Annotated in this window: 7 protein-coding genes and 1 pseudogene; 5 read left to right on the top strand and 3 right to left on the bottom strand. The window is 57.6% G+C overall.

Annotated features, from left to right (window positions below):
- Positions 1 to 321 precede the first annotated feature (321 nt).
- From AAFG07_RS30635 to AAFG07_RS30620, 4 genes are all read left to right on the top strand, one after another.
- On the top strand, positions 322 to 1,098 hold the full coding sequence (locus tag AAFG07_RS30635; RefSeq protein WP_342723481.1) for an ABC transporter permease: 777 nt from the start codon (positions 322 to 324) through the stop codon (positions 1,096 to 1,098).
- 45 nt (positions 1,099 to 1,143) lie between these two features.
- Entirely contained in the window at positions 1,144 to 1,947 is an 804-nt protein-coding gene (locus tag AAFG07_RS30630) for an ABC transporter ATP-binding protein (protein ID WP_342723480.1), read from the top strand.
- 142 nt (positions 1,948 to 2,089) lie between these two features.
- Positions 2,090 to 3,211 (top strand): hypothetical protein, encoded by a 1,122-nt coding sequence (locus tag AAFG07_RS30625; RefSeq protein ID WP_342729285.1) that lies wholly within the window; start codon positions 2,090 to 2,092, stop codon positions 3,209 to 3,211.
- 223 nt (positions 3,212 to 3,434) lie between these two features.
- Positions 3,435 to 4,394 carry an ABC transporter substrate-binding protein gene (locus AAFG07_RS30620; protein WP_342723479.1) on the top strand — a complete coding sequence of 320 codons (960 nt, stop codon included), beginning with the start codon at positions 3,435 to 3,437 and terminating at the stop codon, positions 4,392 to 4,394.
- Between the two features lie 1,708 nt (positions 4,395 to 6,102).
- Here AAFG07_RS30620 and AAFG07_RS30615 read toward each other — a convergent pair.
- Entirely contained in the window at positions 6,103 to 7,428 is a 1,326-nt protein-coding gene (locus tag AAFG07_RS30615) for a DUF3422 domain-containing protein (RefSeq protein WP_342723478.1), read from the bottom strand.
- A gap of 1,257 nt (positions 7,429 to 8,685) precedes the next feature.
- Here AAFG07_RS30615 and AAFG07_RS30610 point away from each other — a divergent pair.
- Positions 8,686 to 9,127, top strand: a pseudogene (locus AAFG07_RS30610) (zincin-like metallopeptidase domain-containing protein); the annotation flags it as partial.
- Between the two features lie 366 nt (positions 9,128 to 9,493).
- Here the strand turns inward: AAFG07_RS30610 and AAFG07_RS30605 are convergent.
- Both AAFG07_RS30605 and AAFG07_RS30600 read right to left on the bottom strand, forming a co-directional pair.
- On the bottom strand, positions 9,494 to 9,985 hold the full coding sequence (locus AAFG07_RS30605; RefSeq protein WP_342723477.1) for a hemolysin-type calcium-binding protein: 492 nt from the start codon (positions 9,983 to 9,985) through the stop codon (positions 9,494 to 9,496).
- A 2,157-nt stretch (positions 9,986 to 12,142) separates the two neighbouring features.
- Positions 12,143 to 13,090, bottom strand: a complete 948-nt coding sequence (locus AAFG07_RS30600) for a hypothetical protein (RefSeq protein ID WP_342723476.1) — start codon at positions 13,088 to 13,090, stop codon at positions 12,143 to 12,145.
- Positions 13,091 to 13,254 lie beyond the last annotated feature (164 nt).

The raw sequence follows: 13,254 nt of genomic DNA, 5'->3' as shown, positions 1-13,254 counted from the left end.
CGCACAGAGCCGACACTAAGCGCTTGACAAGACAAAATTGTGATCACATTCTGAGATCAAATTAAAACAGATCGGCGGGCGTGCCGCTCACGCCATCGCCGCGCCTGGAGGGGACCAAGGATGTCGTGCAGCTTTCGCGTGACGAAGTCAGTCATGAACGAACGATGATCGTCGGTGCAACCACGGCCGCCGTCGGAGTTCGAAAGCCGACGGCAGCAATTCTGCTCAATAACAACTGTAATCTTCTAATGTGGTGAGGCTACGGTGGCGAGTACGGATATTGCGAATGTCGGTGAGGCGCAGCGAACGCGGGGCCGGAGCATGAGAGGCAAAAAACGAACCTGGAGCGGCTGGCTGGATCGCTATTCGGCGCTTCTCGTCGGCGCTGTGCTCATCGGAGCCTGGCAAGTTTTCGTGCCGCTCTCCGGACTTTCGGAGTTTGTCCTGCCGACGCCGCTGGCTATCGCCAAGCGCATCGTCAGGGACACATCGTTGCTCACGGCCCATACCTATGTGACGCTGTTGGAGGTGGTCTTCGGTTTCGCCATCGGCGTCCTGATGGGTATCCCGCTGGCCCTGTCCATCTTCTATTCCAAGGCCTTCGAGCGAGCCATCTATCCGATCCTCGTCGGACTCCAGACCGTTCCCAAGATATCGCTGGCGCCGATCCTGGTGTTGTATCTCGGCTACGGATGGGCGCCGAAGATCGTACTTGCATTCTTGATCTCGTTCTTCCCAATCGTGATCTCGACGGTCGTCGGCCTGCAATCTCTGGACAAGAGTCTCGTTAACCTCGTCCGCTCCATGGGAGCGAATGAATGGCAGACCTTCTTCAAGCTGCGCCTGCCGGCCGCGCTTCCAAATATCTTCGGCGGCTTCAAGGTGGCCATCTCACTGGCCGTCATCGGTGCGGTCATCGGCGAGTATGTTGCCGCCGAGCGAGGCCTCGGATACCTGCAACTCCAGGCAAATTCGCAGTTCGATACCACGCTGAACTTCGCCACCGTGGTGACGATCTCGGCGCTGGGCGTGATCCTTTACTTCATCATCGACGTGGTCGAGTCCCGCTTCTCGTATAAGCGCGACGCCGGCAAATGAATCGGAGCCCGGCAACAACCCCACAGGCTACAGCGAGGCAGCGCAATGAATGTCCCTATCCGGTCCACCGGCGCCGCGGTCGAGATCTCCCGGCTTTCGAAAATCTACGAGACGCGCGAGGATGACGAAGTCGTCGCCATCGAGAAGGTAGACCTCAGGTTCGAGCCTGGTACCTTCGTTGCGGTGGTGGGCCCGAGCGGATGCGGAAAGAGCACGCTCCTTTCGCTGCTCGCAGGCCTTACATCTGCCTCGACGGGCGACATCTCGATCGACGGAGAGGTGATCAGGAAGCCGCATCCCAAGATCGGCGTGGTCTTCCAATCCGATCTTCTGCTCTACTGGCGCACTGTCCTCGACAACGTCTTGCTGCCGATTGAGATCAAGAAGCTCGATCTTGCCAAATACCGTGTGCGTGCTGAGGAGCTGCTCGCGCAAGTCGGTCTCGAAGGCTTCGGCAACAAGTATCCATCAGAACTCTCGGGTGGCATGCGTCAGCGCGTGGCGATCTGCCGTGCGCTGATCCAGGAGCCTGGCTTGCTGCTGATGGATGAGCCGTTCGGAGCTCTTGATGCCCTGACCCGCGAGCAGATGATCATGGATATGCAAGCGATGTGGTTGAGGGTGCAGAACACAGTGGTGTTCATCACCCACGGCATCGATGAAGCCGTCTTTCTCGCAGATCGCGTTCTCGTGATGTCTCCGCGTCCCGGAAGAATCGATCTCGACCTCAAGATCGATATGCCGCGTCCGCGCCAGTGGAGCGCAATCCACGAGAACAAGGAGTTTCATGGGTATGTCCGACAGATCCGCGACATATTCGAAGCCAGAGGCGTTCTCGTCGCTCACTGAATAGCTCGAGCGCTCTCGGCTTCCTAAACACGGAGTCATTTGAGCCTGTATCCCAGCGGGGAACGGGATGGGTGTCGTGCGTCCGGTCCGGGCGCTCTCTTTTCGATGCGTATTGGTGATCATCAACTTGGGGGACTTTAATATGCTCTACCGCAATAGGACAATCGCAAAAGCCGTGCTGTCAGTCGCCGCACTTCTCACTGTTGCGTCAACCGGCCTCGCCAACGCGGCCGATTTGCCTGCGGTGCCGGTCAAGGCAGGTCCGGCTCCGGATGTTCCGTTTTTCCTGGTAAACGATAACAGGCTGACCTACTCCTACCAATTTACGGCAACGGACCCCGGTGCTTTCAGCACCCAGCCAAATGGGACCATCAACGGAACGACAGCGAAGCAGGTCTATTCGTTCACCCATTTCGATGTGTGGGCTTACGGCACGAACCTCTTCAACATCGATATGTTGAAATCCGGGCATAACGATCCTGCGTCACCTTGCTCGCCCGCCGGTACGCTGCCCTTTGGGCCACAAGGAACCTGTGCGGGCGTGACCGAGTTCTACGGACTAGAGCGCAGCACGTTCGGCTGGAATGAAATATTCAACACAAACGCTTTCAAGATGGGGCCGCTGCGAAATATTTCGTTTGAGGTCGGCGCCGATATCGGCACGGGAAACAGCTATTATGCACCTTCGACGAATAACCTCGTCGCCGGTTTGCAGTTCGCCTTCGATCTTCCGTACAAGGGCTACATCAATGTGGCGCCCTTGGTCGTCAAGGGCCTAGCAAGCCACAAGTCGTTTCTTCAGTGTGGCCTCTTTAGTCCGGGCGTTCCAGGAGTGACTTGCCTTGCTGACGGAAACCGGGTGTTTCCGGCCACCTGGAGGATCGAGACGAATTACTACATGGATCTTGGCTTCCTCCCTGAAAGCATAAGGTACTTCGCTATTAGCGGCCGCGTCTCTTTGACCGGACCGAAGGGTGATATCAACACTCTTCCTGCGCTGTCCGGCCCCGGCCGTTTGAGCACCGCCAGCAAAATCGAACTGAACAGCGAACCCATCCGCTTGACGTTCGACGCCGGGAAGGCCTTTATCGGCCCGAAATACAGTCACTTTGTTGACCTGTGGGTTGCCTATCGATACTGGCACAACAAGTATGGCCTCGACAGCGACGCCACTCCCGGCACCTGCACCGTTGCGGCAACGGGCGCCAGCACCAACAGCTGTACAGAAAAGTCAGCCAGCGCGGGCATCTCAGTGAAATTCTAGTCGACGCAAAGCGGTGGGCGCCGTGGTCGAACGCCACGGCGCCGTGGGCAATTTCTGAAGATGCTGAACTTCGTCGGCTTCGACAACGTGCGGCACCAACGAGCCAGTTTCGGCGTGAAGGAGGCCCGCGGCTTTGCGTGCAGATTTCGCGCGAAGAGCAGAGCAGAAGATGACCAGTCCGCAACGGAGGAGAGAGGTGTCGTATATCAGAAGTCTATTTTGTATGGCGGTGCTGAGCACGGGGAGCGCCGTCGTTCTATTGTCTCAAGACGCATCCGCGGAGACCTTGAGTCTCCGCTTCAGCTGGAAGCTGAAGGGGGAGTATGCGTTCTTTTATCTTGGGCAGAAGAACGGTCTCTACAAGGATGCGAATATTGACTTGCACCTCGGCGAGGGCGCGGGGGCACAGGCGGCACTTGCTGCCGTTGTGCAGGGACAGGAGGATCTGGCTGTAGTTCCCGGCATATTCGCGCTCACCGCCATTCAGAAGGGAATGCCAGTGAAGATCGTGGCCTTGTATCAGCCAGCAGCTCCCGTGGTGTTCATATCGCATCAGGAAAACCCGGTCTTGAAGCCTGCCGATCTTGAGGACAAGTCGATCGCGAGCTCGGTCGGTGAAACATCCACCGCATATCTCAACGAGTTTTGCACCCGGAACAGGATCGACTGCGGCAAGATAAAGAAGATTAATATGGACAGCCAGGTGCGAATTTCCGAGTTCATGCAGAGGAGGGTCGACGTTGTTGGCGTCTATCGTACGAGCGACCTGCCACTGCTCAAGGAAAAGACGGGCGGCAACCTTGCCGTGCTCGATCTGCCGGAATTTGGCCTGACCGTTCCTGGCCTTGCGGTCGTCGCAAGGGGCGATTCCGTGGAGAAGAATGCCGTCGTGCTTCGGCGTTTCTTTGCCGCGACGGACAAGGCGATCGAGATGACAAGGAAGGACCCGGACGCAGCCACCGCCGCGCTCAAGACGGTCTGGCGAGCCGGACCGTCCGACTCGATTGTCCGCGAGCAGGTCGAAGCGACCTCACGATCGATTCCCGCCAGCGCAGGAAAGCCCACCGGCTGGGTTGATGAAAGCACGATTTCCAATGCCGTTCATCTCGTTAAGGCCGCTGAGGACGTTGGTGGGCCGAAGCCGCTCTCGTCATTCTATACCAATGAACTTCTGGCGCGGTGAAGGTGCAGCGCGCGCAGGACTGGTCGGACTAGGCGTTGGAGCAAAGAGCTATCAGTTCACAGGCGGCGCTTTGGACGCGCTTGTGTGAGGCGAGTTGAAATCATTGGCAGCTCTTTAAGAGCATCAGTTGCCAAGGGCCCGAGCGCCTCACGTGTCTCTTGATCAGCGGGTAGCGCATTCGATCCGTAATGCGCCACTCGGCAAACCAATCACATTCGATACCAGCGTTCAGGACGGGCTTTTCAGTTGGGAGTGTTTCTTCCCGGCCGGTACGAACTCGCGTTTGCCGTCTGCCCAAGAGTGAAGAGATGGCCGCGCGCTATCAGAGCGGCTAACTCGCGGGGGCGCGGAGCGCTCGACCACGCAGAAGCTTGGTGACTGGGGAACGCTTTCATCTGGAATCGGTCCACATCACCAAAACTACTGCCTCCTGATCGTACACTTCGTCCGGCCTGATGGTCGGCAACGAAAAATGTCGGCCAGCAAAGCGGTGGCTCTTTTGGTTTAATGTAGGCGTTGGTGGACATAGCGAACCACCTGGAGCGCTGCTCTCATTTGTAAACAGCTGCCAAGCTACAACGTGGCATGTAACCCGTCGCAACATGAGCTGCCGAATTCGGCTTCGGGTCGTGTGGTGCCGATACTTCTTGCAGATTGCCGCCGGCGCCTGAAACCGAGAGAGCAGAGAGATCGTGTTGGAAGATAGCAGATCGTACAAAAGGGATGCGATGGGGGCGTCGCTGGCAGCGAACTAAAAGCTCATACCTCGGCGCCCTTGATCAGCGGGTCCCAGGTCCGAGCCCTGGTGCGCCCACCGTGACCCTCAACGACTTAACGGGAGAAACCGTTGAGACGAACCGAGCTAAAACGGTTCTTCAAACGGCATTTTCGAGCGTTCGCATGGCCAGCTCTCGACAACGTGAATCGCCGGGAAACGCTTTCGACGATGCTATTTCAGTCGCGACCGTACTGGGACTGTCAACGACCTGATACGAATGTGGTTCGATGGCGTTGATTTCGTCTACAGGGACATCGATAAGAACTCAAAGACAGCCTCGCCTAGAGGGATCTTTATGATGGCATCTTTTCGAGGGTTGTGCCTGGACCGAGATCTCATGAGAGTGCGTCCGGGAGATTCTAGCGAATGCTTTGGATGCCAACTTAATCGGTAAGCCTGAAAGCGAGCGGGGCAACAGTGCATCGTCGGACAGAAATCGTGGTAAGCGCAACCAGCGACGCCGCCATCTCCCCGAATCTCGACGGAAATTCCAGAGCGAGAGAGAGGACTCCAGGTCGCTTTGGTGAAAGCATCCCTTCGAGAATCCAGGTGGCTGCAATCTACGTTCCCGGCTTACGTTGAGCTCGAAATGGGAGCAGACTAGACAAAGTCCGTCTGCAGGTAGTTATGCTTGGCACGCTAGGCCAGCGCGTCCGTACGGCAGCCCTCGACTTCGCCACGCCCTGTACAACCACTTCTTTGACGTTCGCGGTCTCTCCGAATGCTGGTCTCTGGGCCAGCTCGACCCAGTCGAACCGTCGCAGTACGGTTTCGTATCCCAAATGGTGTGGGAGGGTGGCGTCGCGAGACGTCCCCCTATCCCGATCAATCAAAGCATGAATTACGGGCTAACCAGTTGGGGCTGTTGCGGCAGCGCACCACGACCGAGCAAGCTTCGTAGGGTGGATGCACCGATTCTCTCAAGGAGCTTTAGTCGCCAGCCACCGAGGACGCACCGTCGTGCTTGAGGTGACGCTTTCGGATATTGTAACTCACTAGCCAGATCACGCCGACCGCGATCGGCACGAAGACCGCGGTTAGGAACGAGGGCTCTACTCGCAGTCCGACATCGTGCGCGCCCTTGGCAAGATAGCTAAACAGGCTGACCACGTAATATCCTATCGCCCCGACCGACAGTCCTTCGACGGTGCACTGCAGTCGAAGTTGCTGCCTCGCGCGCTCGTTGATAGCGTGCAACAGGTCACGATTCTGTTGTTCGATTTCAACGTCGACGCGGGTTCGCAGCAGATCGGCGGCACGCGCGAGCTTGACCGACAGCGCCGCCTGACGATCCTCCACGGTCGCGCAGGTTCGCATCGCCGGAGCCATGCGGCGCGCCAGAAACGACGACCAGGTCGGATAGCCCGAGACATCATTGCCTTCAATGATAGACAGTCGTGATTGGACCAGTTCGTTATAGGCCCTGCTGGCGCCGAAGCGAAACAGGCTACCGGTCGCGCGTCTTTCGAAGGAGGCGGCCAACGCCGTCAGTTCGGCAAGCAGATGGTTGTTGAATTGCAGCCCCGCACCACTTTGCATTTTTTCGAGCGCGTCAACTAGTCGGCGGTCAATGCGATCAACAGACGGTGCAAGCTCAAGGGCCGCCGACAGGCCAAGCAGCGCCAACGGGCGGTAAGTCTCGATTTCAAGGAGCCGTTGCACCAGCGCTCCGAGTTCGTGCGACGTCAACCCGAGGTCGCAGACGAGAATTTTCGTGAAGCCGTTTTTGTCCACGCGGAAGTCTGAGGCGGCAATGCCTGCACCGCCCCTTGTTACAACCATGGCCAGACTGTCCTTGTCAAAAATCTGTTCGGCGCGCCCGGTCGGCGAGGCGACCTGCTCAACTTCTAACTTGATCGCGACCAGCAATTGTCCCGTCTGCTGCAACGCACGGATCAGCGATCGGACGGTATCATCAACTTTGTCGAATTGGTGAGCGGCACCACCATTCGCGTTAGTCCAGATCCAGGTGAATGTTGTAAATTCCGAATGCTGCTCCCAGCGTAGCATAGCAGGCCCGATCACAACCTGATGATGTTTCGTCGATTGGTCAGGCGGTGGAAGATTGTGCTCTAGGCAGAAATCGATAAAGCGGCAGCGATCGCTTGCGGCTGCCTCGCCCTGCGCGAGAAAAGCAAAGTGGATCACGCTGAATGGCGAAACAAGGCGCGTGAAGGGGCGTGCGTGCACTTCACCAAGCACGGCGCCGCGTTGCGGATGTGGCCTGAAGGTTCGCAGATCCAGTTCATCGATCATGTATTGACGCCTCGCTTCAGAGTGAGCAAGCAACCGTCAGCTCTGACTTGGGCGACATTGGCGGTGCTGCACGCGGGTGCACGCGCGAGGCACCAAATAAGTCATGTCGACGATCGATACCGACGCTGCCTTCAACTTGCGAAAGAGGTCTTGCGTGAGCAGAATCGGGGCGAGTAGATTGAGGCGCAACAGCCTTATCCAGCCTTCGATTGACACCGTCAGCAACCTCTGCCGGGTACGATCCCGCGTCTATGGCGAAATGACGGCATTGCGGATCAATGCGTGTAGCGGTACGCCAGCAAGCCGTTCCGCGACCTCGGCGCTGGCGTGCAGCCTCGTGCGAGGATTGCCCGGATCGACGTGGACATGTTTGTCTGTCCCGCAATCCCTGGAACATCTTCCGCCTTCGAAGGGGGGCTGCGTGCAAGTAATGATACGCCGGCCCGGTTCCGAAGCCAGCTTTCCGGTGATGTGAACGACGACGCGCGAGAACCTGGCGGGCAGGAGCCTCTTCCGTTTTCGTAGCCGGGTCAGAACAGGCGACCATCGGCGCCGGCATTGGACCGGCAATTTTGTTGTCGGTTGACAGATCGAGGCTCAAACGCGACTCCCATCTTGTTGCCGCCGCCAAACTTCCTGGCGCAGGGAGACGGTGCAGGATTTGGGCCAGCAATGTAGAAGGGGCACGCTCGGGCTTTTTTGGTGCAATGTGGCTTTCCAAGACAGTCGGAGGCGGGTTTCGGACATGAAACACGCTTGTGTTCTGACAGAATGTGCACGTGGCGCAGGCCACAGGGAATTGCCTGTCTCGGCAAGATGATCGCTCGCCCGGCCGCTCCCGTAGCGTATGTCTGGCTGTACTGCCGAAATTGATCTGCTGTTGGCGAGGTTGGGCGGGGCCCGTCGGGCAAATTGCGTCGCGTGCTCAAAGCGGCGCGCTTCTTGCCGGCTGGGCCATAAAGCGCATTGGCGATTGCCAGCTACTGATTTTCGGACAGCGGTTCAATCTCGACGCGTGGCCCCGATATTGAAACGTCGAGCGCCTGTCGCCGCGTCGTGACCACGATACACACGTCCGGCTACTCGCGCCGGATTTGCCCGATCTCAACGCGCAAACGTCAACAGTCTTCCTCTCCTGGCTTTCCGTTTGCAAGCATTCCCAGATGTGGATCGTTCGGCCGCAAGAATCCTCTTTCCAGGCCTTTGCCCGCGCGGAGACGCTTCGTTTGAGGCGCCGGCCAGGGTCCAGCGAAGCCGGACTTTATTCAGCTGCCGCCGCTGGCGGACTTCGACGATGCCGTTGGCTATTACGCGACGCGGGCGCACGAAACCGTTCACTGGACTTCACAACAAACGCGTCTCGACCAGAGTTTTCGGTCGCAAACGGTTTGGCGACAAAGGCTATGCCATGGAAGAGCTGATCGCGGAGCTTGGCACCGCTTTCTTCTGCGCCGACCTGCAGTTGATCCCTGAGGTGCGGTCGGATCATGCGTCCTACATCAGACGTTGGCTGAATATCCTGAAGCAAGATCACCGCGCGATCTTCACCGCAGCTGCGCATGCGCAGCGCGCCTGCGGCGTCTCCGTAGGCCCGCGATGGCGGCGCGTCCAGCTTCGGCAGCGGGCTGCGTTGGCGGAACCGGCATCATTCCGACAGCGTGTCGGGCCTTGTGCGCAAATGCAAAGGCGGCCGATATGATCGAGAGGTTCAGGTTGGAGCACTACTCCTTAGGGTGCCCCGAGCGGCTTCGCCGGGCGAACCTGCTGCCCCCCAGCGTGTGCAACGTCGGCCAAACCATTCGCATGGACACGAGATATCGGTTGGTTCCGGCGCCACTGCATTCACGGTGCCGGAACGTTACCGGGGCCGGGGTGTATGGTCTACTGGCTGTATGCTACTCTGCGCTTCATGGCGATGAACCCGCATCGCCATGTCTCTCTGCCCATTGGGAAATGTTCAATCGTCTGGCCGAGGGCGACGGCGGTTCGCCACCGGCAGAATGGTGTGCAATAGCGATCACCGTGCCCGTGCGCCATGCTCGGCCGACAAGTACAACCGAGAGGATCAGGTGGGCTGATCGGTGATATGCATGATTGAGAAATAGTTGTCCGGGTGATGCAGAACGTCGCCAGCATTCACATTTGAGAGCGTAATTGAATTGCCCTCTCCGAGGTGGACGACCGTGCTATTGGGGCCAGCCGCCACGATGTGACTGGTAAGATCGGCAAGCGTATGAATACCAGTGTGATTGATCCCGTCCTCGATGTGCAGTTTATCCCCCACCGTGAAGTCCATCACCAAATCGTTGCCGTTCCCGCTCGTGAACATGAAGTTGTCGTTGCCGTGATTGCCGAACAGAGTATCGTTGCCCTGATTACCGTGCAGAAAATCATCGCCCGCACCACCAGAGATCGTGTCGGCTCCCTGATTGCCTTCCAGTTCATCGTCGCCCGTACCGCCGGAAATCAGGTCATTCCCGCCCAGACCCTGGATAAAGTCTCTATCGGGCGTCCCAACCAAGTGATCGTTGGAGTTCGTGCCGCGGATTACAGCCATGTCTTTCTCCTGTGTTTTGTCTGCCAGGCGAGCGGTCACGGAAGTGATCGCGCTCTGGCTGAGGGACATACACGCCGGATCTGACGAAAACCTGACTTGCACACCCAGCCAAAACGGTGCGACGGGTCATCCAATTGCAGACCGTTTGGCGATCGTTTCACAAGCCCGGCGGCTCCACACGGTTGATGCCGAACGGACAAAGTTGGCACGGGTGAAGTCGTCGGGTCGGTCCAAGCCATTGTACGGGGCAACAACGGTTGCATCACGCCAAGCGGCGAAGGCGTGATCGCGCAACCCGGCACTCATTGGCAGACAAGCGATGCCAGCGAAGCGGAACCTTAACCAAGTTCATGCCGTCCTATTTCTGGACGCTGCGTCGGCGACCCAGCTCGCAATTGATCAAGGCTCTGCTGTTCAAGCAGGAGCTCGCACGGCTTCTCACGCGTTTGCGTTGTTCCGACCGTTCCAGCGAAAAGATGCAGTTCGACAAGCTAATCGTAGCGTTCCAGCGGGTGGCACTTGGAAACTCGACCGATCATGGTCCTCACCCGCTCATCGTAGAGCAAGTCATCTAACGTACGAGAGGCAGACGCAGTCCCGGCCGTCCTCGCGTCCGTGAAGGAACGGCCGCACGGACGAGCATGGGTACGTGGGCGCCGATCTTTCTACGGGGCAGACCGGACCTTTGCGGCGATAGCCTCAGTCGGCGCTCTTGACCCGAAGCGTCAGCTCTTTCGCCCCTCGCTTCCGTCCCTGTAGGGCGCGATAGCATAGTTCCGCGCCGATCATCTTCATGTATGATGCGTTAGACGGGGCGGGAGAGAACATGGCGCGGTCAAACAAGCGAGCGCATGAAGCCAACGATTGGGACAGCTTAACCGACTTAGTGGAAAAACTAACGTTAGAAAAAGACGAGATAGTCTAGTTTCGAGGTGTAACAGATTCCAATTTTGGACTGACGCCGACGCTTATGCGATACCCTGACGGGCTCAGCGAAAGTCGTCACGATACCATTGAGCGAGATCTGTCTTTTGAATTCCAGGCAAAATCGCCCGACCTCAAAATCCGGAATCTGAGTGACTGGGATTATCTCTTTTACGGTCGTCATCACGGCGTGCCCACGCGACTGCTCGACTGGACCGACACCCTTGGGGTGGCGGTCTATTTTGCTCTCGGGGAGATTATCGACGCCGAGGTCAACGGCGAGAAATGGCCGATGCGCCCACCAGCGATATGGGTTTTGAATCCTTATGCGTTGAACAGAAGAACTAAGAACATAGATGAGGTGATTTCTCCGCGTTACCTTGGGGTACATGGTGACAACGAGTGGGACTTTGGCGAACTCTTGGATGAAGAAAGAAGCGCTGGGCGTGGGATGGTCCTGTGGCGGTTTATCCGATCCAACTCAGTGAGCGTGTGCGAGCTCAGCGAGGCTGGTTCACGATACACGGTAACGAAAGGGCGGCACTTGAAGTCCAGGAACCCAAATTCGTCTCGAAGATCATCTTGAAAGCACGATGCATCAAGGACGGTTGAATTTTCTTGAACGGGCGGGATTCAACAAATTCTTTATCTATCCGGATTACGATAGCTTGGCGATTTGGCTTAGGCGAAAGAACAAGCCAAAGGCAAAGCCTAAGAGAAGCCGATAGGTGGCCGCGCACCGGATCATCCTTTGCTTGATTATGCTCGCGGCGCATCGCGGTCGTGCGATGCATACTGCATGAGCAATCCTTCAAACGATAGGACATCCGCTATCGGCCCCTAGCGACCAAGCTTCGGGAAGCGCCGTTGGCCCGCTGTGGGGCCGACCGGACTTTTGCGGAAATGGCCTCAGTCGGCGCTCTTGACCCACTGCGGTCTTCATCCAGTGTGTTGTCGTAGGTAGCGTTAGCCCCGCTGGGCGAAGGCACCGGCATCGCTTATGTCTTCGACGGAAAAATCTGAGGGCAAGATAGCATTATGTCCTACAGCGGCTCTGTCGAAATTGACGGGATAGCCGCCGCCGACCGCCGACGCCTAAGTCGACTGCGCCGATCCCACCATTTAAGCCAGACCGGCTGCCAAAATTGCGGAAGCGTTCCCGCTGATCAACCGGCTCCGTGAGGTTCGCAAGGAAACGCCGCGCCCCTCGGTGGGTCGGCTTCGAAACCAGTTCTAGCCCACTCCACCGCTTTGAGACAGAAGCGGCAGGCCTTGAAGCTTGGGCAACCCATTCTTCAAATTGCCGAGGCAGCCTTTCATCATGGTCAAGATCGCCTCCTTGTTCTCGGTACCCTTGTCCCAGACGTAGCCATGGGCCAGGCTGATTACGATGCCGCTGCTAAGATGCAGCAGGAAGCCGCCGGGTATAACGGTCACGAGCAGAACAGTAGTGCCGCTGCGCGTCAGACCTTTCAATGCCGGTGCAATTAAATCTTGGAGATCATCTTGCTCCGAGCTCCTGATCAGGAAATAGGCTCGACCGAGGGCGATCAAACTAACCAGCGGGGCCACCATGTTGGCGTAGACAAGACCGCTGCATTCAGTCGCTGTAGCCGACGCCACCAGTTTCGCCGGGTCATGCCAGTTGCAGTAGATCGACACGCCGCAAATGTCCGCACCTATAAGCTGGGCTACGTTCACACAGTCCAAGTGCTTGAAGTATTCGCTGACTTGATCAGCCTGGTCCAGGATCACGATCGGCATGCCGCGCGTGGTGATCAGGTCTTTCCAGTATTCATTCGCCCATGTGCCCAGTTGCTCCAGCGCACCAAGGTCGGGTAACGCCGAGCTAACGGCCTTCCAACTACCGGCAAGACTATGGCCGCCATCGTAGAGCCGATGCCAGCCGCCGCCGACGTGAGTACGGAGATATTCTGCGTCCATAGCTTTGCTAGCCGCGGTCGCGTATTGATTGCTCAGATGATCGCTCAACCAATTACTGAATTCGTTATTGTTTTTCCAATCAAGTGCCGCCGTATACGCCTCGCCGGCAACAGAAGTCGTCGCATTCAATCCGTTTGCCACCGAGTTGACGACGCGTTCGGAGACCACACGACCGGTGTCCCGCAGGCGAGAACCAACCTGCATGGCGCGCTCACGCCAATTATCCAGAGAATCCATGTTGCCCCGAACGTAGCTGGAACTCGAAAATAGCCAGCTACAACCGACGCGAGAACATGTCAATCAGTTGGATACGATCGCATCTTGTTACCGCAACGGTTTACATGTCGACGAGCGCAGCTTTTCCGCCGGCCTGATTGGACAGGGCCAGCGTCATCGACGGC

Origin of the sequence: Bradyrhizobium sp. B097 (assembly GCF_038957035.1) — a bacterium.
Classification (GTDB): Bacteria; Pseudomonadota; Alphaproteobacteria; order Rhizobiales; family Xanthobacteraceae; genus Bradyrhizobium.
The sequence above is the reverse complement of the archived record's forward strand: the minus strand, read 5'-3'. Positions and strand labels throughout refer to the sequence as shown.